General features: G+C 61.6%; 15 protein-coding genes and 3 pseudogenes. 10 read left to right on the forward strand and 8 right to left on the reverse strand.

Annotated features, from left to right (window positions below; translation table 11 throughout):
• Window positions 1-116: 116 nt before the first annotated feature.
• Entirely contained in the window at window positions 117-1,817 is a 1,701-nt protein-coding gene (gene acpA / locus AACU78_RS26060; RefSeq protein ID WP_106578512.1) for an acid phosphatase, read from the reverse strand.
• 200 nt (window positions 1,818-2,017) lie between these two features.
• On the reverse strand, window positions 2,018-3,436 hold the full coding sequence (locus AACU78_RS26065) for a short-chain fatty acid transporter (protein WP_106578513.1): 1,419 nt from the start codon (window positions 3,434-3,436) through the stop codon (window positions 2,018-2,020).
• A 185-nt stretch (window positions 3,437-3,621) separates the two neighbouring features.
• On the opposite strand from AACU78_RS26065, the gene AACU78_RS26070 reads away from it, so the two are divergent.
• Complete coding sequence (locus AACU78_RS26070) at window positions 3,622-4,911, forward strand: MFS transporter (RefSeq protein ID WP_106578514.1); 1,290 nt, start codon at window positions 3,622-3,624, stop codon at window positions 4,909-4,911.
• Window positions 4,912-4,914: 3 nt separating this feature from the next.
• Here the strand turns inward: AACU78_RS26070 and AACU78_RS26075 are convergent, their stop codons facing one another.
• The gene (locus AACU78_RS26075; protein WP_106578515.1) at window positions 4,915-6,285 is read right to left on the reverse strand and encodes a GntT/GntP/DsdX family permease; all 1,371 of its coding nucleotides are present in this window, start codon (window positions 6,283-6,285) and stop codon (window positions 4,915-4,917) included.
• Between the two features lie 216 nt (window positions 6,286-6,501).
• Between AACU78_RS26075 and AACU78_RS26080 the strand changes: the two genes are divergently transcribed.
• The 4 genes from AACU78_RS26080 to AACU78_RS26095 all read left to right on the forward strand — a co-directional run bounded on the left by AACU78_RS26080 (window position 6,502) and on the right by AACU78_RS26095 (window position 13,016).
• Window positions 6,502-7,407 carry a cation diffusion facilitator family transporter gene (locus tag AACU78_RS26080; protein ID WP_106578516.1) on the forward strand — a complete coding sequence of 302 codons (906 nt, stop codon included), beginning with the start codon at window positions 6,502-6,504 and terminating at the stop codon, window positions 7,405-7,407.
• A 110-nt stretch (window positions 7,408-7,517) separates the two neighbouring features.
• Window positions 7,518-8,738: a TolC family protein gene (locus AACU78_RS26085; protein ID WP_106578517.1), complete on the forward strand. Its 1,221-nt coding sequence runs from the start codon at window positions 7,518-7,520 to the stop codon at window positions 8,736-8,738.
• 18 nt (window positions 8,739-8,756) lie between these two features.
• On the forward strand, window positions 8,757-9,863 hold the full coding sequence (locus AACU78_RS26090) for an efflux RND transporter periplasmic adaptor subunit (protein ID WP_106578518.1): 1,107 nt from the start codon (window positions 8,757-8,759) through the stop codon (window positions 9,861-9,863).
• A gap of 18 nt (window positions 9,864-9,881) precedes the next feature.
• On the forward strand, window positions 9,882-13,016 hold the full coding sequence (locus AACU78_RS26095) for a CusA/CzcA family heavy metal efflux RND transporter (protein ID WP_106578519.1): 3,135 nt from the start codon (window positions 9,882-9,884) through the stop codon (window positions 13,014-13,016).
• 219 nt (window positions 13,017-13,235) lie between these two features.
• Here the strand turns inward: AACU78_RS26095 and AACU78_RS26100 are convergent, their stop codons facing one another.
• The 3 genes and pseudogenes from AACU78_RS26100 to AACU78_RS26110 form a co-directional block, all read right to left on the reverse strand.
• The gene (locus tag AACU78_RS26100) at window positions 13,236-14,621 is read right to left on the reverse strand and encodes a heavy metal sensor histidine kinase (RefSeq protein WP_106578520.1); all 1,386 of its coding nucleotides are present in this window, start codon (window positions 14,619-14,621) and stop codon (window positions 13,236-13,238) included.
• Entirely contained in the window at window positions 14,618-15,292 is a 675-nt protein-coding gene (locus AACU78_RS26105) for a heavy metal response regulator transcription factor (protein WP_106578521.1), read from the reverse strand. Before AACU78_RS26105 ends, AACU78_RS26100 begins: the two co-directional genes overlap by 4 nt.
• A 357-nt stretch (window positions 15,293-15,649) precedes the next feature.
• Window positions 15,650-16,969, reverse strand: a pseudogene (locus tag AACU78_RS26110) (OprD family porin).
• A 226-nt stretch (window positions 16,970-17,195) separates the two neighbouring features.
• On the opposite strand from AACU78_RS26110, the gene AACU78_RS26115 reads away from it, so the two are divergent.
• From AACU78_RS26115 to AACU78_RS26125, 4 genes and pseudogenes are all read left to right on the forward strand, one after another.
• Window positions 17,196-17,528 carry a DUF2790 domain-containing protein gene (locus AACU78_RS26115; protein WP_106578522.1) on the forward strand — a complete coding sequence of 111 codons (333 nt, stop codon included), beginning with the start codon at window positions 17,196-17,198 and terminating at the stop codon, window positions 17,526-17,528.
• A gap of 195 nt (window positions 17,529-17,723) precedes the next feature.
• A pseudogene (locus AACU78_RS30185) lies at window positions 17,724-18,410 on the forward strand (PAS domain-containing protein); the annotation flags it as partial.
• A gap of 108 nt (window positions 18,411-18,518) precedes the next feature.
• Window positions 18,519-18,950: pseudogene (locus tag AACU78_RS30190) on the forward strand (methyl-accepting chemotaxis protein); the annotation flags it as partial.
• Window positions 18,951-19,010: 60 nt separating this feature from the next.
• Window positions 19,011-19,586, forward strand: coding sequence for a flavin reductase family protein (locus AACU78_RS26125; RefSeq protein ID WP_106578524.1), 576 nt, complete (start codon window positions 19,011-19,013; stop codon window positions 19,584-19,586).
• A 3-nt stretch (window positions 19,587-19,589) separates the two neighbouring features.
• Here AACU78_RS26125 and AACU78_RS26130 read toward each other — a convergent pair whose 3' ends face one another.
• Complete coding sequence (locus tag AACU78_RS26130) at window positions 19,590-20,474, reverse strand: LysR family transcriptional regulator (RefSeq protein WP_106578525.1); 885 nt, start codon at window positions 20,472-20,474, stop codon at window positions 19,590-19,592.
• A 121-nt stretch (window positions 20,475-20,595) separates the two neighbouring features.
• On the opposite strand from AACU78_RS26130, the gene AACU78_RS26135 reads away from it, so the two are divergent.
• Complete coding sequence (locus tag AACU78_RS26135; protein WP_106578526.1) at window positions 20,596-21,939, forward strand: MFS transporter; 1,344 nt, start codon at window positions 20,596-20,598, stop codon at window positions 21,937-21,939.
• A 113-nt stretch (window positions 21,940-22,052) separates the two neighbouring features.
• Here the strand turns inward: AACU78_RS26135 and AACU78_RS26140 are convergent, their stop codons facing one another.
• On the reverse strand, window positions 22,053-22,862 hold the full coding sequence (locus AACU78_RS26140) for an AraC family transcriptional regulator (protein WP_106578527.1): 810 nt from the start codon (window positions 22,860-22,862) through the stop codon (window positions 22,053-22,055).
• Window positions 22,863-22,911: the final 49 nt, after the last annotated feature.

The following is a 22,911-nucleotide window of genomic DNA, read 5'->3' on the forward strand; positions in this document are numbered from 1 at the left end:
TTCCTTGTCAGCGAAAGCCCGTCTGCGCGGGGTGAAAGCCCACCTCCACACAGTAGCGGCTGACCAGGAAAACCGCGTGCTAAATCGCCAGGCGTGTCGCTATTGGATAAGAAAACCTACACCTTGAATTGCAATGCGTTGCTCAAATCGCCCATGGGCGTCTGGCCGCGGGAAATCATCGCGTCGTCGCGCTGCTTGAGGCCGTCCAGTTTCTCCAGCTGGAACACCCTGGTGATCAAACGCAGGATCGATGCCGTGTCGTAAACCGTGTGGTCCACGGTGCCTTTGCGCGCAAACGGCGACACCACCAGCGCCGGAATTCGCGTGCCCGGGCCCCAGCGGTCGCCTTTGGGCGGCGCCACGTGGTCCCACCAGCCGCCGTTTTCATCGACGGTCACCACCACCACCATGTTTTTCCACTGCGGGCTTTCCTGCAGCACTTTCAAGGCGCGAGCGATATGGCGATCGCCCGAGGCTACGTCGGCGTAACCGGCGTGCATGTTCAGGTTGCCCTGAGGCTTATAGAAGCTCACGGCAGGCAGCTTGCCGGCCTGGGCGTCGGCGAAGAATGTGTTGGTGCTGGCCTCATCACCCAAGCCGCCATCGCGCAGGCGTTTATCACGCTCGGCGCGGTTTTCTGGCCCTTGTTGCTTGAAGTAGTTGAACGGCTGGTGGTGATACTGAAAGTTGGGGATTTTCGGGATGCCGCCCGAATCCTTGAACTGGTCGAGGGTCGCTTGCCACGCCCCGGCGTACCAGGCCCAGTCGACGTTCTTTTTCGACAGCTTGTCGCCGATGTGTTCGTGGGTTTGCGGCACGAGCACGTTGGGCAGGTCGGGTTTGGAGTAATCCGGGTTTTGCGGGTCGCGAATCCAGGTCGGCCAGTACGGCGGGGCGAGGGTGTTCACGCCGTAGCCGTCCGGCGTCAGTGCGCTGGGGCCAAACTGCGGTGGGCCGGTCATGGCACTGGCGGGTGACTTGTCCAGCGGCTTGAGGCGCGGGTCGGCAGGGTCATCGCTTTGCAGCGTGGCAATCTGCGCCTTGGCCACCGACTGCGCGGCGTTTGGATAAAACGGCGCCGTGGCGCTGATCAGGTACTGGTGGTTAAGAAACGAGCCACCAAATGCACCCTGAAAGAAGTTGTCGCACAGCACAAACTCCTTGGCCACATCCCACAGGCGCAAGGAATAACGGCTCTGGGCGTAATGGCCCATCACCAGGCCACCGGAATCGCCCCAGGCCACAAAGTTGTCGTTCTTGCCGCCGTTGATCTGCATCTGGTTCTGGTAGAACACGTGCCACAAATCGCGCGTGACCAGGCTCAAAGGCAGGTCTTCGGCGTTCGGGCCTTTGAGGGCGAACGGTGCGTTGGGCAGGTTTTCCTGGAATTGCACTTCGCTGGGGTAGGTCACCCCATCCACGCTTTGCGGGCCGACTTGCAACACACCGCCCCAGGTTGGCGGCAGGCTGGTCAGCAGGCTGCCGTCGCGGTCGCGTTGCTGGGCCTCGGCGCCGGAGAGTGCCGAGAGTGGTTTTTCCACGCCAGGGAAATCAGCAAACAAATTGTTGAAGCTGCGGTTTTCGGCATAAATCACCACCACGGTTTTCACCTGGTCGTGCAAGGCCTTGTCCAGCTCTTGAGGTGTGAGCGGTCGCGTCACCGGTGTGCTCGGTGTTTCACCGGTGTGGCCACAGGCACTCAAGGTCGCGCCGACCCCCAGCACTGCCGCACCCCCCAAGAAACGCCGGCGGCTGGTGTCTACCGGCGGTTGAGCGATGGAATCGGGGGAAGGGCGGTCTTCGTGCTCGTCACTCATTGCTGGGAGTCCCTGCGCGGTGGTTGTTTCAAGATATTTCGCAGGACGGTAGCAACGCAATGTGACGAAAAGAAGACAGCCGGGTTAAAGCCGCAGATCGAAATAGGGCAGCGGGCTTGCTCGTGAAAGCGCAGTGTCGGCCAACCGTTTCACTGACCCCGCGCATTTTTGCCAGCAAGCCCGCTTCCACCCTGACCGTGTTATGGCATGACGGGTGGCAAATACTTCAATGTCGTCCCCAACGCCCACAACAGGAACAACACCAGCGGCGTGTGCACCAGCAACTGCACAAACGAAAACCCGATCAAATCCCGCGCCTTGAGCCCCAACACGCCCAGCAGCGGCAGCATATAGAACGGGTTGATCAGGTTCGGCAGCGCCTCGGCCGCGTTGTAGATCTGCACTGCCCAGCCCAGGTGGTATTGCAGGTCGTTGGCCACTTGCATCACGTAAGGCGCTTCGATGATCCATTTGCCGCCGCCCGACGGAATAAAGAAGCCCAGCACCGCCGAGTACACGCCCATCAACAGCGCGTAGGTGTCGTGTGAAGCAATAGAGGTGAAAAAGGTCGAGATATGGTGCGCCAGGGTTTGGCCGTCGCCGCCCTTGACCACCGTCATCAGCGCCGCGATGGAGCCATACAGCGGAAACTGGATCAGCACGCCGGTGGTGGTCGGTACGGCGCGCGCCACCGCATCGAGGAAGCTGCGCGGGCGCCAGTGCAGCAGTGCGCCGACCATGATGAACAGGAAGTTATAGGTGTTGAGGCCCGAAATTGCACTGATCGCCGGCTTGGTCGAAAACTCATGGAACAGCCAACCGGCCGCCAGCAACGCCAGCAGAATAGTCAGCAGCGGGCTATGTTCCAGCCATTCGCCCGGGCGGGTGGGCGCTTGAAGCTTAGGCAGGTTGAACGCCGGGTCGACGCCGCAGGCCTTTGCATCACGGGCGCTGTTCGGGCCGGGCGCGGTGGCGTAGGCGATGATCAACGAGACCACGATCAGCGCCAGCAACATCACCCCGGATTGCCACAGGAAAATCGTGTCGGTGAAGGGGATCACCCCCGTAATCGACAGGATCGACGGCGGCAGGCTGGCCGGGTTGGCCTGCAATTGCGCGGCCGACGACGACAGCCCCAGCGCCCACACCGCGCCCAGGCCCAGATAGGCCGCAGCACCGGCTGCGCGGTAATCCATGCGTAAATCCGTGCGGCGGGCCAGTGCGCGCACCAGCAACCCGCCGAACACCAGCGACAAGCCCCAGTTGAGCAGGGACGCGACCATGGAAATCAATGCAACCCAGGCCACCGCCGAGCGGCCGTTTTTGGGGATACGTGCCAGGCGGTCAATCAGTTTCACCGCCGGTGGCGAACTGGCCACCACGTAACCGCCGATCACCACAAAGGCCATCTGCATGGTGAATGGGATCAGGCTCCAGAACCCGTCACCAAAGGCTTTGGCGGCTTCGGTGGGTGCGGCGCCCATGCCCAGGGTTGCCACGGCGACGATGATCACCGCGAGGGCGGCAAACACCCAGGAATCCGGAAACCAGCGTTCGGCAAAGTTGGAGCAACGCAGGGCAAATCGGGCATAGCGGCTTTCTTCGATAGCATCGGCCACGAGTCATTCCTCTTGTATTTATTATGGTGTTGGCAGTTTTACGGCATGTTCCGCTACGGCCATTGATATGGGAATGCAGTTATCTTCATCGATCCATGAGTAAAACAAATATATCCGTCGCGATTGCCATCACCGGACTCAACTCATAACCTGCACGCCATTTTGTTTGTCTGCCGAGCTTGCACATGACTGCCACCTTTTCCCCACAGGCGCAGCGTTTTTCCCGCTCCGACTACAAAACCCTGGGCTTGGCCGCCCTTGGTGGCGCCTTGGAAATCTACGATTTCATCATCTTCGTATTCTTTGCGCTGACCCTCAGCCAACTGTTTTTCCCGCCCGAAATGCCCGAGTGGCTGCGCCTGCTGCAAAGCTTCGGGATCTTCGTGACGGGCTACCTGGCGCGCCCGCTGGGCGGCATCCTGATGGCGCACTTTGCTGACCATCTGGGGCGCAAACGCGTGTTCAGCCTGAGCATCCTGATGATGGCGTTGCCGTGCCTGCTGATCGGGATCATGCCGACCTACGCGCAAATCGGCTACTTCGCCCCGCTGATCCTGCTGATGCTGCGCGTGCTGCAAGGCGCCGCAGTGGGCGGCGAAGTACCCAGCGCCTGGACATTCGTTGCCGAGCACGCACCGCGTCATCATCGCGGCTACGCGCTGGGTTTCCTGCAAGCCGGCCTGACCTTCGGCTACCTGCTGGGCGCACTCACTGCCACGCTGCTGGCGCAAGTCTTCACCCCAGCCGAAATCCTCGATTACGCCTGGCGCTTCCCGTTCCTGCTCGGTGGCGTATTCGGCGTGATCGGCGTGTGGCTGCGCCGCTGGCTCAGCGAAACTCCGGTGTTCCTCGACATGCAGGCCCGCCGCCAGGCGGCCGCCGAACTGCCGCTGCGCACCGTGCTGCGCGACCATCGCGCCGTGCTGCTGCCGGCCATGATCCTCACCTGCGTGCTCACCTCGGCCGTGGTGGTGCTGGTCGTCATCACCCCGACCCTGATGCAAAAAACCTTCGGCATGAGCCCCAGCCACACCTTCGCCTTGAGCGCGCTGGGTATTGTCTTTCTGAATATCGGCTGCGTCCTCGCCGGCCTGCTGGTGGACCGCATCGGCGCCTGGCGCGCGGTGCTGGTCTACAGCCTGTTGCTGCCAGTGGGGATTGCGCTGCTGTACGCGAGCCTTATCAACGGCGGCGTGTGGCTGGGCGCGGCGTACGCCGTGGCGGGCTTGAGTTGTGGCGTGGTGGGCGCGGTGCCGTCGGTGATGGTCGGCCTGTTTCCGGCGCATGTGCGAGTGTCGGGGATTTCCTTCACCTACAACATTGCCTACGCGTTGTGGGCGAGTACGACGCCGTTGTTGCTGATCGCGCTGATGCCCACGCGCCCGTGGATTTGCGTGGGCTATTGCGTGGTGATGGGCGCGGTCGGGGTGGCGAGTGTGGCGCTGTTTGGCAAGCGCCACACCTTGGTTACCTGAAGCTCAGGTCAGAAAGTGCCAGAGCAACAGCGTGCCGACCAGGCCGACCACGGAAACGATGGTTTGCAGCACCGACCACACCCAGATCGTCTGCTTCAATTGCAAGCCAAAGTACTCGCGCACCATCCAGAACCCGGCGTCGTTGACGTGACAGAAGAACACCGAGCCTGCGCCAATCGCCAGCGCCACCAGTGAACTCTGCGTCGCCGCCAAACCCGCCATCATCGGCGCGAGAATGCCCGCCGTGGTTGTCGTGGCGACGGTCGCCGAACCAGTGGCCTGGCGCAGGGCCACGGCAATCAACCAGGCCAGCAGCAGATACGGCATGTGCGCGCCTTCGGCGACTTTACTGATGGTCTGGCTGACGCCGGCATCCAGCAACGTTTGCTTGAGGCCGCCGCCGGCGCCGATGGTCAACAGCAACACGGCGATGGGCGCGAGGGCTTTGCGCAGCGTATTGCCGACCTCGGCGCGTGGCATGCCGGCGGCCCATCCCAGGCAGATCACGGCGGCGATGACAGCCAGGCCGAGGGCGATCAGCGGTTCACCGAGAAACTTCAAGGTCAGTGCCAGCGGGTTTTCCGGCGCCATCGCAACTTTGGCCAAGGTGCTGCCGAGCATCAAAATCACCGGCAACAAAATGATCAGCAACGACACCCCGAAACTCGGCTGGCGCGGTGCCTTGGGCGGTGCGCTGAACAGCGCGCCGATGTCGGCCGGTTCATCCACCTGCATGCGCTTGGACAGCCAGTTGCCATACAGCGGGCCCGCGAGAATCACTGCTGGCACCGCCAGGCAGAAGCCCAGCAACATGGTCAGGCCCAAGTCGGCGTGCAATGCGCTCACCGCAATCAGCGGCCCCGGGTGCGGTGGCATCAGGGCGTGCAAGGTGGTCATGCCCGCCAGTGCCGGAATGGCGATTTTCAGCAGTGGCTGATTCGAACGTTTGGCCATTACGAAGATGATCGGCACCATCATTACCAGCCCGACTTCGAAGAACAGCGGCAAGCCAATCACCATCGCCACCAATGCCATCACCCAAGGCAACGACTTGCCTTTGCCCAGCCCGAGCAAGGTGGTGGCGATACGGTCGGCGGCGCCGGATTCGGCCATTAACGCACCGAGCATCGAACCCAGAGCAATGATGATCCCGGCCTCACCGAGGATTGCCCCGGCGCCTTTGCTGAAGGCCTTGGCGACTTCTTCCGGCGGCAACCCCGCGCCGACGCCGGCGATAAACGTACCGATCAGAATCGATAAAAATGGCGGCAGCTTGGTCGCGCTGATCAACACAATGATGCTGGCGATGGCCAGCAGAACGCAGAACATGAGACGGGTGTCGTGAACCATCCACGCGGCAGTCGATAACTCCAAAACGGGACTCCTTATCGAACAGGTTGGCTAATTTGTTTCTTTTTGTTTCCTGCTCGAAAAGCATACCTGATAGAACTGTTGCAGAGCGTCCATGTGCGATTTTGGTGCGCGCGATATAACGACGAGCTGTCGCGCAGATGACAAATTTGCAACCCCTGCGCGGGGATCTGGCCTATAGCTCTATGATCAACGAACCCCACTTATCGAGGAATTTTCATGAGCGCAGGACATAACCACGGTCAGGTACGCGCCGGCCACGAGCGTCTTCTATGGATCGCCCTGGGGCTGACCAGCAGCTTCATGATTGCTGAGGTGATCGGCGCGTTTATCACCGGCAGCCTGGCGCTGTTGTCCGACGCCGCGCACATGATGACCGACGCCCTGGCGCTGGCGATTTCTCTGGTGGCCATCCAGGTCGCCAAGCGCGCGGCCGACCGCAAGCGCACCTTTGGCTACGCGCGTTTCGAGATCCTCGCGGCGGCGTTCAATGCGCTGCTGTTGTTTGGCGTGGCGTTTTACATTCTGTATGAGGCCTATCAACGGCTGCAGGCACCGGCTGAGATCCAGTCAACCGGCATGCTGGTGATTGCGTTTTTGGGGCTGATCGTCAACCTGATCTCGATGAAACTGCTGAGTGCCGCCAGCGGTGAAAGCCTGAATGTGAAGGGCGCTTATCTGGAGGTCTGGAGCGACATGCTCGGTTCCATCGGCGTGATGATCGCGGCAGTGGTGATCATGTTCACCGGCTGGGGCTGGGTTGACTCGGTGGTGGCGGCGGCGATTGGTTTCTGGGTGTTGCCGCGCACTTGGACGCTGCTCAAGGAAAGCATGAACGTGCTGCTGCAGGGCGTGCCGGACGGCATCGATATCGATCAGGTCGAGCAGGCCATTCGCGGTGTGCCGGGGGTCAAGGACGTGCACGACCTGCATATCTGGGCCCTGACCAGCGGCAAGAATGTGCTGAGCACGCACTTGGTGGCGGATGCTGCGCTGAACACGGAGCAAAAAATCCTTAGTCAGGTGACGGAATTGCTGCACGAACAATTCGATATTTCCCACGCCACGATTCAGGTGGAAGGCGAAGGTTTTGTGCACGACGAGCATGACGAGGTGCATGCCTGAGCCCGGCTAACGGATTTGTAATGTTTCGCCCACGGCCCTGATAAGTACCGAAAGCTACATTGCCCCCCGCTGGGAAATCTCAGCGACTTCATGGGCGTGGAACTTTCGTTATGGCACTTTCCGTTAGAACACTTTTGGGGGCAGCAGCGTTGTGGGTGGCCGCAGGCGCTGCCCAGGCGCAAACCCTCTCTCTGGATGCAGCCCTGCAAGCCGCCTTCGCCAACAACCCTGACCTGGCCGCTGCGCAATGGGAAATCGACATTGCCCAGGGCGGTCGCCAGCAGGCCGGCTTGATCCCCAACCCGGTGGCTTCCTGGGATGCCGAAGACACTCGCCGCAACACGCGCACGACCACCCTCAAACTCAGCCAGACCCTGGAACTGGGCGGCAAACGTGGCGCGCGCATTGACGTCGCGACGCGCGCCCAGGACGCCGCGGCGCTGACCCTGGAGCAGCGTCGCAATGGCCTGCGCGCCGACGTAATCGACAGTTACTACAGTGCTTTGCGGGCCCAGCAGCGCCTCGACTTGGCGCAACGCTCGATGGCCCTGGCCGAGCGTGGCCTGGTGGTCGCCAAAGGTCGCGTCACCGCCGGCAAATCATCGCCGGTGGAAACCACTCGCGCGCAGGTGCAGGTGTCGCAGATCCGCCTGGAATTGAACCGCGCGCAAATCGGCCTCAGCGATGCCTATCGGCGCCTGGCCGCCAGCACCGGCAGCGCCACGCCTGACTTTGAGGCCGTGGCCGCGCAAAGCCAATCCGCGCCGCCCTTGCCGGCCGCCGCGCAATTGCTCGCGCGGCTCGAGCAAACCACCGAACTGCGCCTGGCCGACCTGCACATTATTCAAAGCGAAGCCAGCGTGGGCCTGGAAAAGGCCCAGCGGATTCCCGACCTCGATGTGTCCATCGGCAGCCAGTACGACGCCAGCGTGCGTGAACGCGTGAACCTGGTGGGCGTGTCGATGCCGATCCCGCTGTTCAACCGCAACCAGGGCAATGTGCTCGCCGCCAGCCGCCGTGCCGACCAAGCCCGCGACTTGCGTAACGCGGTCGAACTGCGCCTGCGCACCGAAACCCGCCAGGCCCTGGACCTGTGGCAAACCGCCGATACCGAAGTGCGCGCATTCAACCAACACATCCTGCCCGCCGCCCAGAGCGCGGTGGACAACGCCACCCGTGGCTTCGAGATGGGCAAGTTCAACTTCCTCGACGTGCTCGACGCCCAGCGCACCTTGATCGCAGCCCGCACCCAATACCTGGTGGCGACCGCTCAGGCGACCGACGCCTGGGTGCGCATCGAACGTATTTACGGCGACCTCGCCCGGTTTTGATCTTTTCTGGAGTCTTTTATGAAGCCTAAACACGGTGTGGCGCTCGCCGTCGCCCTGAGCCTGATGCTGTCCGGTTTTGCACAGGCCGAGGAGGAGGAAGGCACACTCGAACTCACCGAGCAACAGATCCAGGCGGCCGGTATTCAGCTCGCCCAAGCCCAACCGCGGGCGATCAGCACGCTGCTGACGCTGCCGGGAGAAGTGCGTTTTGACGAGGACCGTACCTCGCACATCGTGCCGCGTGCGGCCGGTGTGGTGGAGGCGGTAAAGGTCAACCTTGGCCAGTCGGTGAAAAAGGGCGAGGTGTTGGCCGTGATCGCCAGCCAGCAGATTTCCGACCAGCGCAGCGAGTTGGCCGCCAGCGAGCGACGCGTCGAGCTGGCGCGTACCACCTTTGAGCGTGAGCGCCAGCTGTGGAAGGACGAAATCTCCGCCGAGCAGGATTACCTGCTGGCGCGCCAGACCTTGCAGGAAGCGGAAATCGCGCTGAACAACGCGCGTCAGAAGATGACGGCGCTCAGCGGCAGCGCCGTACTGGCCGGCGGTAATCGCTACGAGCTGCGCGCGCCATTCGCCGGTGTGGTGGTGGAAAAACACCTCGGCGTGGGCGAAGTGGTAGGCGAAACCAGCAACGCCTTCACGCTCTCGGATTTGTCCCAGGTGTGGGTCACGTTCGGCGTGTTTCCCAAGGACCTGAACAAGGTGCGCGTCGGTAAACCGGTGAAGGTCAGCTCCACGGAAATGGGCACCGACGTTCAAGGCACCGTGGCCTACGTCGGCAACCTGCTCGGCGAGCAGACGCGCACCGCTACCGTGCGCGTGACTGTGCCCAACCCTGACGATGCCTGGCGCCCAGGGTTGTTTGTGACTGTGCAACTGGCCACCGACACCTACCAGGCCAAGGTCACCGTGCCGCAAACCGCCATCCAGACAGTCGAGGAAAAACCCTCGGTATTCGTGCGCACGGCGGACGGTTTCATCACCCGCCACCTCGAACTGGGCGTGAGTGAAAACGGCTACGTCGAAGTGCGCCAAGGCCTGGAAGCCGGTGCGCAAGTGGCGACCGAAGGCAGCTTCATCCTCAAGTCCGAACTGGGTAAAGGCTCGGCCGAGCACGCCCATTGATCCTGCGAGTGATTCCCCATGTTTGAGCGCCTTATCCAATTTGCCATCGAGCAGCGCATCATCGTGCTGCTGGCGGTGCTGTTGATGGCCGGTGTCGGCATCGCCAGTTATCAGAAGTTGCCCATCGACGCGGTGCCCGACATCACCAATGTGCAGGTGCAGATCAACTCGGCGGCAGCCGGCTTCTCACCGTTGGAAACCGAGCAGCGCATTACCTTTCCCATCGAAACCGCCATGGCCGGCCTGCCGGGTTTGCAGCAGACGCGTTCGTTGTCGCGCTCTGGCCTGTCCCAGGTCACGGTGATCTTCAAAGACGGCACTGACCTGTTCTTCGCCCGCCAATTGGTCAACGAGCGCCTGCAGGTGGCCCGCGAGCAATTGCCCACCGGCATCGAAACCGCGATGGGGCCGATTTCCACTGGCCTCGGGGAGATTTTCCTGTGGACCGTCGAAGCCGAAGACGGCGCGCTCAAGGAAGATGGCACGCCTTACTCGCCGACCGACCTGCGCGTGATCCAGGACTGGATCATCAAGCCACAACTGCGCAACGTGCCGGGTGTGGCCGAGATCAACACCATCGGCGGCTTTGCCAAGGAATACCAGATCGCGCCGGACCCAAAACGCTTGGCAGCCTACAACCTGACGCTGACCGATTTGGTCACCGCGCTTGAGCGCAACAATGCCAACGTTGGCGCCGGTTACATCGAGCGCAGCGGCGAGCAGCTGTTGATTCGCGCACCGGGGCAAGTGGCGTCGATCGATGACATTGCCAACATCGTGATCACCACGTCGGACGGCACGCCGATCCGCGTGCGCAATGTGGCGCAAGTCGACATCGGCCGTGAGCTGCGCACCGGCGCCGCCACCGAAAATGGCCGTGAAGTGGTGCTGGGCACGGTGTTCATGCTGATCGGTGAAAACAGCCGCACCGTGTCCCAGGCGGTGGCGAAAAAACTCGAAGAGATCAACCGTTCGCTGCCCCAGGGCGTGGTTGCCGTGACCGTTTATGACCGCACCAACCTGGTCGAAAAAGCCATCGCCACGGTGAAGAAAAACCTCTTCGAAGGTGCGCTGCTGGTGGTCGCGGTGCTGTTTCTGTTCCTGGGCAATATCCGCGCGGCGTTGATCACCGCGATGGTGATTCCGCTGGCGATGCTGCTCACCTTTACCGGCATGTTTACCAACAAAGTCAGTGCCAACCTGATGAGCCTTGGCGCGCTGGACTTCGGGATTATTGTCGACGGCGCGGTGGTGATCGTCGAAAACGCCATTCGCCGGCTGGCCCATGCGCAGCAGCGCCACGGCCGCTTGCTGACCCGCAGCGAGCGCCTGCACGAAGTGTTCGCTGCGGCCAAGCAAGCGCGGCGCGCACTGATCTTCGGGCAACTGATCATCATGGTGGTGTACCTGCCGATCTTCGCCCTCACCGGGGTGGCCGGGAAGATGTTCCACCCCATGGCGTTCACCGTGGTCATCGCTTTGCTCGGTGCGATGATTCTGTCGGTGACCTTTGTGCCGGCCGCGATTGCGCTGTTTGTCACCGGCAAGGTCAAGGAAGAGGAAAACCTGGTGATGCGCACGGCGCGTCGGGCCTATGCGCCGGTGCTGGATTGGGTCATGACGCGCCGCCCGCTGGTGTTCGGCCTGGCGGTGCTGACCATCGTCGCTTCGGGCGTGGTGGCCAGCCGCATGGGCAGCGAATTTATCCCCAGCCTCAGTGAAGGCGACTTCGCTCAACAGGCCCTGCGCGTACCCGGCACCAGCCTCACGCAATCGGTGCAGATGCAGCAGCAGCTGGAAAAAACCTTGATGGCCCAGGTGCCGGAAATCGAGCGAGTCTTTGCGCGCACCGGTACCGCGGAAATCGCTTCCGACCCGATGCCGCCGAATATTTCCGACAGCTATGTGATGCTCAAGCCCAAGGACCAGTGGCCTGATCCAGCGAAATCCCGCGAGGCGCTGATCGAAGATATCCAGCGCGCCAGTGCGATTGTGCCGGGCAGTGCGTATGAGCTGTCGCAGCCGATCCAGTTGCGCTTCAACGAGTTGATTTCCGGGGTGCGCAGTGACGTGGCGGTGAAGGTGTTTGGCGACGACATGGCAGTGCTCAACAAGACCGCCGCAGAAATCGCCGAGACCTTGCAGACGCTTGATGGCGCCTCGGAAGTGAAGGTCGAGCAGACCGCTGGCCTGCCGGTGCTGACCATCAATATTGATCGCGACAAGGCCGCGCGGTTTGGCCTGAACGTGGGCGACGTGCAGGACACCATCGCCGTCGCCGTGGGTGGGCGCCAGGCCGGCACGCTGTACGAGGGTGACCGCCGCTTCGACATGGTCGTGCGTTTATCCGATGCGCTGCGCACCGATATCGAGGGCTTGTCGCGGCTGTTGATCCCGGTGCCAGCGCTGGCCAGCAACGCCTCGGGCCAGTTGGGGTTTATTGCCTTGTCCCAGGTCGCCAGCCTGGACCTGGTGCTGGGCCCGAACCAGATCAGCCGTGAGAACGGCAAGCGCCTGGTGATTGTCAGCGCCAATGTGCGCGGGCGTGATATCGGTTCGTTCGTCGAAGAGGCCGAGTCTGCCATCAGCACTCAGGTGAAGGTCCCGGCGGGTTACTGGACCACCTGGGGCGGCCAGTTCGAACAGCTCAAGGAGGCCTCCGAGCGCTTGCGTATCGTGGTGCCGGTGGCGTTGCTGCTGGTGTTCGGGCTGTTGTTCATGATGTTCAACAACCTCAAGGATGGCCTACTGGTGTTTACCGGGATTCCGTTCGCGTTGACCGGTGGGATCATGGCGCTGTGGCTGCGCGATATTCCGTTGTCGATCTCGGCGGGGGTGGGGTTTATTGCGTTGTCGGGGGTGGCGGTGCTTAACGGGCTGGTGATGATTGCCTTCATCCGCAACCTGCGTGAGGAAGGGCGTCCACTGTCGGTGGCGATCCATGAAGGGGCGCTCACACGTTTACGCCCGGTGTTGATGACTGCGCTGGTGGCATCCCTGGGGTTTATCCCCATGGCCTTGGCCACCGGCACCGGCGCCGAAGTACAGCGCCCGCTGGCGACGGTGGTGATCGGCGGGATTATTTCTTCTACGTTGCTGACCTTGCTGGTGCTGCCGGCGTTGTATCAGTGGGCGCACCGCAAGGAGGAATGATGCGGGTGGGGTGAGCGGGCTCTCTGTGGTGAGCCCGCTTACTGTGGCGAGCGGGCATGTTGTGGCGAGCGGGCTTGCCCCGCGTTGGGTGGCGAAGCCGCCCCAAATCTTTCGCCACGGTATATCAGGGATACCGAGGTGGGCCTGATGGGGTCTGCTGCGCAGCCCAACGCGGGGCAAGCCCGCTCGCCACAACAAGCACGCTCAGCCTTGAGGGGCTCATACCTGAGGAAACACCAGGCGAAACACGGTGAAAGCGCCGGGCGAACTGCGCACGTCGGTTTGCCCCTGGTGCAGGGTCATGATCGATCGCACGATGGCCAGTCCCAGGCCGGTGCCGCCCTCGGTTCGCGCGCGGCTGCTGTCGACACGGTAGAACCGTTCGAACAGGTGCGGCAGGTGGTGCGCTTCAATCCCCGGGCCTGGGTTGCTCACAGACAACGATACGCTGTTGCCGTAAGCCTCCACTCGCAACGAGATATGCGCGCCCGCTGGGCTGTGGCGGATCGCATTGGACAGCAGGTTGGAGAGCGCGCGTTGAATCATCAGGCGATCGCCGTGCACCTGGGCCTCGCCGCTGAGGGTCAGGTGCAGTTGTTTGTCTTCGGCACTCAGGGCGAATAAATCCATGACCCGATGAGCTTCGTCCGCCAGCGATACTGCGGTAAACGAAGCACGCGCTGCCGGGTGGCTGACCTGGGCCAGGAACAACATGTCGGAAACGATGCGTGCCAGGCGCTCCAGCTCTTCGGTGTTGGATTCCAGCACTGCTTTGTATTCGTCCGGTGGGCGTTGACGCGACAACGTGAGCTGGGCTTTGCCCATCAGGTTGGTCAGCGGTGCACGCAATTCGTGAGCAAGGTCGTCGGAGAATTGCGACAGTTGCTGCACCCCGGCGTCCAGGCGGTTGAGCATCACATTGAAGCCTTGCGCCAACTCGCCCAGCTCCTTGGGCAGGTTGTCGACGGACAAGCGATGGGTCAGGTCCTGGGTGGTGACTTTGGCCGCCACATGGCTGAACTGCTTCAACGGCGCAAGCCCGCGCTGCACCAGCCACCAGGCGCCCATGCCGATCAGCATCAACAACATGGGCAAGGCGATCACGGTGGCGCGCAGGTAGGCACTGAGCAGCGCCTGATCGTCCATGCGGTCCAGCGACAACAGCACGCGTACGCGTTCGCCGCTGGCCAGGCGCATCAGGCTGGAGGCGCTGAGCACCTGGTTGCCATTGCTGTCGGCCCAATTGAGGTAGCCGAGCGTTTCTCGCGGTGTGAAGTTTGTCAGCAGCGGCTCCTGAGGCTTGGCACCGATGCTCAGCAACACCGTTTCATCGGGCGCGGTGCCGACGATAGTGAGGTAAAAATTGTCATGGCCGATCACCAGGTCCATCAGCGAATGCGGGCGCGCCCGGATGGCGTGGGCGTCGAGGCCTTGAGACAGGCTGTGCTGGATCTGTTCCATCTTGCTTTCCAGGCCTTTGCGCGCCAGTTTTTCCAGTTCGTGGGTCAGGGCGAGATACGCCAACGTCGCCAGCAACAGCACCAGGCCCGCGCCCATGAGGCTGACCGTCAACCCCAGACGCATCGACAAACTGCCGGTTTTCATGGCCGTGCTTCCAGCACGTAACCCACGCCGCGAATGGTGTGGATCAGCTTGACGTCGCTCTGATCGTCCACCTTGGCCCGCAGGCGGCTGATGGAGACTTCCACGACGTTGGTGTCACAGTCGAAATTCATGTCCCACACCAGCGAAATGATCTGCGTGCGCGTCAGCACTTCACCGGTCTGGCGCATCAGCACCTGCAGCAGTGCGAACTCCTTGGTGGTCAAGTCAATGCGCCGTGTGCCGCGGTACGCGCGATGGCGGCGGGGGTCCAGTTCCAGGTCCGACACGCTGAACACTTCCGGCTGTGGGATGTGCTCGCTGCGCCGCAGCAGGGTGCGTACCCGCGCCAGCAATTCGGGAAATTCGAAGGGTTTGACCAGGTAGTCATCGGCGCCCATGTCCAGGCCCTTGATCTTGTCGGCCAGCCGCCCGCGGGCGGTCAGCATCATCACGCGCTGGGTGCCGTTGCGGCGCAATTGCTCCAGCACTTCCCAGCCATCCTTGCCCGGCAGGTTGACGTCAAGAATCACCAACTCATAGGCGTGCTGCTCAGCCAGGTGCAGGCCATCAATGCCATTGGACGCGCAGTCCACGACGTAGCCACTTTCATTCAGGCCTTGCTGCAGGTAGTCAGCGGTTTTTTGCTCGTCCTCAACCACAAGGATACGCATGGGGATTTACCTTTTACTGAAAGAGAAGGGTTCCATTTCCCTATGGATTCGGGTGTGTTGTGAGTAGGAAAATTCTGAAGTGTGAAGCAGCTTCAGGGTCAACTGCGGCAATGGGTCGCGACTAAGCCTGCGCGCAAAAAAAACGCCCCAGAGGGGCGTTAAAAAAATCATCTCTTTCCAAAGGAGCTAAAAAAAGCTTCAGAGACGAATGTTGCTCGGTGCTGACACGTTGAAGCGAGTATAGGAAGTTCAACTTAACGGGACGCTGGGGCCAATGTTACAGTTTTGATAGATAGCAATTTGTGAACAGATGTTAGTCAAGCGCGAACGAATGTAAGCACTCGACTGGGCGATTGTTCAAAGTGCGACCAATGGGTATTGCGCAATTAGGCGAACTTCTTCCAGGTCTGACTCAAACGCACTGGAGCGCACGGTGGCCTGGCGCAAGCGCAATGACAAATCTTTCAGGCTGCCGCTTTGCACCACGTACTCGGCCTCGACATCCCTTTCCCAGCGGCGTTGATCTGTCAGCGGGTTGCCGGATGCATCGCGGCGCATGTACACCGCGTTGGCGTGGCTGTAATCGGCGCCGGTGCCTTTGGCATAACGGGTCATGAACGACAGGCCAGGTATACCGAACGCCTGCATGTCGAGGTCGTAACGGGCCATCCACGAACGCTCCTTGGGCGAATTGAAGTCGCTGTACTGGATCGAGTTATTGAGGAAAATCGAGTCCGATTGGCGCAGGTAATCGAAGTCGTCATCGCCGTTGTTGCGCTGGTGCGAGAGGGCCAAGCTGTGAGCACCGACCTTTACGCCGAGCCTGGCACTCCAGATGGTGTTGTCGAATTTGCCCAGCAGCTGTTTGCCTTCGTCCACGGCCTTGTAATAGTTGAAATCGCCGAATAACGACACGTCGTCGGTCAGTGGGTAACTGGCGGCACTGCCGACGTAGTACTGGTCCCAGGCGTCCTTCAGGCGGCTGCTGTAGAGGCTCACGTTCAGGTGTTTGCTGACGGCGTACTCCCCCCCGAAATAGCCGATCTAGGGTGAGTCGACCTTGCCCGCGTAGAAGGTCGCGAAGCCCTTGTTCATCCCGCTTTCGCTTGGCTGGCTCATGCCGCTCAGGCGTCCGCCTTGCAGGCTCAAGCCCTCAAGGCTGGTGTTCTGCGCGGTGACGCCGCGAAAGCTTTCCGGCAACAACCGCGAATCGCCGTAGGCCACCACCGGCGTAAGCGGGAACACATCGCCGGCCTTGATAACCGTGTCCAGCACGCGCAATTTCGCCGCGCCGCCGACTTTGCTGTAGCTGCCTTCGGGGTGATTGTCGCTGTCCACCGGCAGCACGCCGAACGAACCCTTGCCGCCGCTGCGACCGGTGCCCGAGTCGAGTTTCAGGCCGTACATGGCAAACGCATCCAGGCCAAAGCCTACGGTGCCTTGAGTAAAGCCGGATTCGAATTTGCCGATCAGACCCTGCGCCCAGGCTTGGGAATACCCATTGCCGGTCGGGCTGGACTGGCCCTTGCGGTCATCGCGATTGAAGTAAAAGTTGCGCGCCAGCACGGTTACGCTGCTGCCTTGGATAAAACCATCGGGCGTGTCTTCCACCGCCACGGCTGCCAGAGGCAGTGCAACAATCAATGAAAAGGGAAGGGTGTAGTAAGCAATGCTCATGTTTCGCTCCTGGGTGTTGGCAGTTTTCAGCTTCTTATAGGTAGGGGCGTTTTTATTGATCTGGCCCCGGCTGATAGTTGCAAACAGTGGATAACGGTCAGGTGGCGCGAACATTACAATTCTGGAAGCTCACCGCGATCTAACAGATAAGTAATGTTTTGGTGAACATGGCGACAGGGTTGATTGATTAGTCTCGTGACTGAACTTATCAACCGAGGAACCTGTAATGACATTTTATAAAATTGGCTTGGGTGTATTAGCTGCAGTCCTGTCACTGAGTGCGATGGCCGAAGGCGGAGGCGACCGCACGTTTGCGCTGATGATGGAGCGTAATCAAAAAGCCATGGCGGCTTACGCGCAAAAAAACGGCCAGCCAGCACCCCAGGTGCAGGCGTATCGCTATGGCATGGCGCTGGATATTGCCAAGGTCGTCAACGTTACGCCGCCGATCAGTTCGTGCAATGCCGTGCCTTCACGCATGACCTATGAAGACTCCAGCGGCAAGCTCAATACGGTGGAATACAAGGTGATGGGTGTTTGCCGAAACAACGGCAGTTAATGGATCCAAAAAAACAGTTGGGCGCGCCACACAAAAGCGCTTCAGAAAACCTCGTCAGCGCCGATGCAGGTCAGATCCATCTCCCCAAATGACCATCGGTGCCCCATGTTCAACACCCGTTTGAAGCAGGAGCTGTCGGCTCTTCGCGAAGAGTTGTCCAGCTTGCAACAGGTCAAGGAGAGCCTGGAAAGCGAAATGCTGTGCCTGACGCTGGACGCCGAAGGCCGGGTGGAGTGGGCAAATGCCAACTTCCTGCAAGAGCTGTCGTACCAGGCCTCCAACATAGTGGGGCGGCACATAGACGAGCTGGTGCCCACGCACCTGCGCCAGGACGAATTCCAGCAGCGCTTTCGCAATGCCCTGGTGCGCGGCGAACACTTCGCCGGCACCGTGCGCCTGATGCGCGGCAACGGCAAAGAGGCATGGTTGCGCTCGATCCTGCAACCGGTGCGCAGTTCTGACGGGCGCATCAAGCATTTTTCGATTTACTCCAGCGACCTCACCCGCACCATCGAGGGGTCGCGCGAGCATGAGAACCTGATCACCGCGCTGGTGCGTTCTACTGCAGTGATCGAGTTCGACCTCGGCGGCCATGTGCTGACCGCGAACGACCGGTTCCTCGGTGGCATGGGCTACAGCCTGGCGCAGATCCAGGGCAAACATCACCGTATGTTCTGCGAACCGGAGGAATACAACAGCGCCGAGTACCAGCATTTCTGGAAACGTTTGAACGCCGGTGAGTTTGTGGCGGCGCGCTTCAAACGGGTCGACAGCCATGGCCGTGTGGTGTGGCTGGAGGCGACCTACAACCCGGTGCTGGATGCCAATGACCGCCTTTACAAAGTGGTCAAGTTCGCCACGGTGATCACCGACCAGGTCAACCAGGAACAGGCCGTGGCCGAAGCCGCAAACATCGCCTACAGCACTTCGCTGCAAACCGACAACAGTGCCCAGCGCGGCACCACTGTCGTGACGCAGGCGGTGGATGTCATGCGTGATCTGGCCAGGCACATGCAGCAGGCCGGTGATGGCATCGAGGCGCTGAACGCTCAGTCCCAAGTGATCGGCACCATCGTCAAGACCATCAGCGGCATCGCTGAGCAAACCAACTTGCTGGCGCTCAACGCGGCCATCGAAGCGGCGCGGGCCGGCGAGCAGGGCCGTGGCTTTGCGGTGGTGGCCGATGAAGTGCGTCAGTTGGCCTCGCGCACCAGCAAGGCCACCGAGGAGATCGTCGGCGTGGTTCGTCAGAACCAGGACATGGCCCGCGATGCGGTGTCCTTGATGAACGAGGGCCGTTTGCAGGCCGAGCAAGGCTTGGCCCTGGCGGCCGAGGCGGGCACGGTGATTGTGGAAATCCAGGACGGTGCACAAAAAGTGGTGAGCGCGGTCGGGCAGTTTGCCAATCAGCTGTCGAGCTGACCCGCAGGGCTTGTGCTTGAGGTATCGTAGGTTTTTTCTTGCTTGAAGAGCCGTCCCTCCATGAGCCCTACCCACCGTCGTCCCGTACCTTTGTCCAAGGCCTACCGTTTGCTCAATCACGGGCCGACCGTATTGGTGAGCGCGGCCCACGATGGCAAGCGCAATATCATGGCTGCTGCCTGGGCCATGCCGCTTGATTTCGAACCGCCGAAGGTCGCCGTGGTGCTCGACAAGGCCACCTGGACCCGCCAACTGCTGGAAGCCGCCGGCACCTTTGTGCTGCAGGTGCCTTGCGTGGCCCAGGCCGATCTGGTGCAGACGGTCGGCAACACCACGGGCGCAGACACCGACAAATTCGCCACCTATGGCTTGCAGACATTCAGCGGTGAACACACCGAAGCGCCGCTGCTGGAAGGTTGCGTAGCGTGGCTGGAATGCCGCCTGCTGCCCGAGCCTCACCACCAACAGACCTACGATTTATTCCTCGGCGAAGTCGTCGCGGCCTATGCCGACGCGCGCGTGTTCAGCGACGGGCACTGGCATTTCGAAGGCCATGACGAATTGCGCACCTTGCACCATGTCGCGGGCGGAAATTTCCTGAGCATCGGCGAGCCGGTGGTCGGGCGCCAGCTGTAGGCTTTACCAGCGGGCGTTTGCCAGTGCTTGGGCAAACGCCATCAGCTTGGGCGAATACTGCCGGGACGGCGGATAGACCAGTGAGATCGCGCGACTGCGCCCGGCCACGTCTTCCAGCAACGGCACCAGGCGCCCGGCGGCCATGGCCTCGCGCACCGCAAAATCCATCACCTGGGCGATGCCGAACCCCCCCACCGCGCCGTCTACCAGCGCATCGCCGCTGTCGAAAATAAGCCGCCCCTCGACGCTCACGTCCTGCACTTTGCCCTCGCTCATGAACTGCCAATCCACCATGCGCCCGCTGCGCAAGTTACGCACAGTGAGGCAGCTGTGGTCCTTGAGTTCGTCCACCGTTTGCGGCGTGCCGCAACGCGCCAGATAAGCCGGCGAGGCCACCGTGACCCAGCGCAACGGCGGCAGGGCACGGGCGATCAGGCGTTGATCCTGGATCTCGCCCGTGCGCAACAGGGCGTCGAAACCTTCGTCGACGATATCCACCAGCCGGTCAGTCATCACCGCTTCGATGCGCAATTGGGGATAGCGCAATGTCAGCTCGCCGATCACCGGCATCACCACCTTGCGACCGAACAACGACGGTGTGCTGATTTTCAACAGGCCGGACGGGCTGCTGCGTCGGTCGAGCATCAGCTTTTCGGTTTCAGCCAGTTCTGCCAGTAACGGCGCGCTGCGCTCGTAGAGCATCTGACCGTCGGGCGTAAGGCTGACGCTGCGCGTGTTGCGCTGCAGCAAGCGCACACCCAGCTGGCTTTCCAGGCGCGAGATGGCGCGGGACAGCCCGGACTGAGTCAGCCCCAATTCGCCGGCCGCGCGGGTAAAGCTGCGGGTTTCGGCCACGCGGACCAAGAGTCGAACAGCGTTCAGATCCATGATTAAAGTCATTACTGAAAGAGTGATAGCGCTATTTATCATCTGTCAGGCATGAAAGAAACTGGCACCTCTTATTTTCGGACTGGACGCTGTGATGTCTCCCTCTCGACCCTCTGGCTGGATGCTTTTATTGCTGGCCACCGCACAACTGATCATCGCCCTGGATGCCACCATTGTGTTTGTCGCCCTGCCGCAGATTGGCGCGCACCTGGATTTTTCCGCGCAGCAATTGCAATGGGTGGTGAGCGCCTACAGCGTGGCGTTTGGTGGCTTTCTGTTGCTGGGTGGCAGGGCGACGGACTTGCTTGGCAAGCGCCGTTTTTACCGGGTGGGCCAGTCGCTGTATGCGCTGGCCTCCCTGGCGGCGGTGCTCGGCGGCAGCGCGGTGTTGCTGGTGCTGGCGCGGGCGGTGCAAGGCGTGGGCGGGGCATTGTTGTTCCCGGCCACGTTGGCGTTGATCAACACGCACTATGCCGAAGGCCCTGCACGCAATCGGGCGTTTGCGGTGTGGAGTGCAGCCTCGGCAGCGGGGCTGGCACTCGGTGCATTACTGGGCGGCGTGCTGACTCAGGTGTGGGGATGGGAGGCGGTGTTTCTGGTGAATGTGCCGTTGGCGGGCGGCTGCGCGTGGGCGGCGCGTTACTGGATTCCAGCCGATGGCGAGCGTGTACGTGGGCGCAAATTCGACATCGTCGGCGCCTTGACTGTGACCGTCGGCGGCACGTTGCTGGTATTCGCGCTGGTGCAAGGCCCCGAGTGGGGCTGGTCGGCGCCGCAGACGCTGGGCTGCATCGCCTTGGCGCTGGCGTTGCTTGGGTTGTTCGCGTGGATCGAGCACCGCGGCAGCGATCCGCTGATGCCGCTGCGTTTGTTTGCCTACCGCGAACTGCGCATGGCGATGCTGCTCACGGCGGTGTTCATGAGCAGTTTTGGCGTGCAGTACTACTTCCTGGCGCTGTATTACCAGCAGGTCTATGGCTACAGCGTATTGCAGGCCGGTTTGGCGTTTTTACCGGCGACCCTGGTGTGCACGCTCGGCATCTGGTTGGCAGAGCGTTCGCTGGCCAGGCTGGGGTTGCGCAACACTTTGGTCAGCGGGCAACTGGCGGGCGCGGTGGGCATTGCACTGGTGTGTTGGGCGTTGCCGAAGGGCGTAGGGTTTTGGTCGCTGTTGCCGGGCATCTTCATTTTGAGCATCGGGCAGGGCATGACCTGGACAGCGATGTGGGTGGCGGCGGGGTTGGGCATTCGGCCTGGGGAGCAGGGCGTGGCGGCGGGGATGGCGTCTACCAGCCAGCAGATCGGCGGGGCGTTGGGCCTGGCGGTGCTGGTGTCGGTGGCGAATGCGGGCGGGATCGAGCTGGCGCTGTGGTGGAGCGCGGCAATTGCCTTGGTGGGCGCGGTGGTGGCGTTGCGCCTCAAAACGCAAGCGCCCGCGCCGAATGCGATAGTGGAAACAACATAGAACCCATGTGGGAGCGGGCTTGCTCGCGAAGGCGGTGGATCAGTCACTCATAAGTCGACTGACACTGCGCTTTCGCGAGCAAGCCCGCTCCCACATTTTGAATGCGTTTCACATCAGCGCCCGAGCATCTTCACCCAGCGCGACGGCGGCATGCCGTAGGTGCTGCGAAACTGTCGAGTCATATGGCTCTGGTCGGTGAAACCGGCGGTCAGCGCCGCGTCCACCAGCGATTGGCCCTGGGCCAGCAAGCCGCGCACCAGGTCCAACCGTCGCATGGTCAGGTACCGATAGGGACTGGTGCCGAACAACAAGCGAAAATCCCGCGACAGCGCCCAGCGATCACGGCCGCAATGGTCGGCCATTTCATCCAGGGTGATGCTGCGGCCCAAGGCGCTGTGGATAAATTCCCGCGCGCGCTCGGCGGCGACGTAATCGAAGGATTTACGGCTGATGATCACCCCCGAGGCCGCGCTCAGGGCTTGCGCCAGGTCGTACAGCGCGTCCTGTTCCTGCATCGGGTCAATCGGGCAGTCCAGGCTTTGGAGCAACACCTCGCTGGCGCGGAACAGCCGTGGGTCAGTCGACAAGCCGTTGTGGATAAACGGCAACGGCCGGCCGCCGAGAATCTGCTGGATCAGCGCCGGCTCCACATAAATCATGCGGTACTTGAAGCCTTCCACACTGCTGGCGCGGCCGTCATGGGATTCGTCGGGGTGAATCACCATGGTCGTGCCGGGCAGGCTGTGGGTCATGCAGCCACGGTAGTGATAACTCTGCACGCCAAACAAGGTGCGCCCGATGGCGTAGGTGTCATGGCGATGCGGGTCGAATGCAAAGCCGGCAAAATACGCTTCGATACGGTCCAGGCCGCTGGCGTGTGGGGCGCGGTGCAACCAATCGAGGGTGGAAGTGGGTTGGCCCATGGTGACTTGTCACAAATAGAGGTGGGAAACACGTTAACCCAGTCTGGCG

It is taken from the genome of Pseudomonas sp. R9.37 (genome assembly GCF_963878885.1).
Lineage (GTDB): Bacteria > Pseudomonadota > Gammaproteobacteria > Pseudomonadales > Pseudomonadaceae > Aquipseudomonas.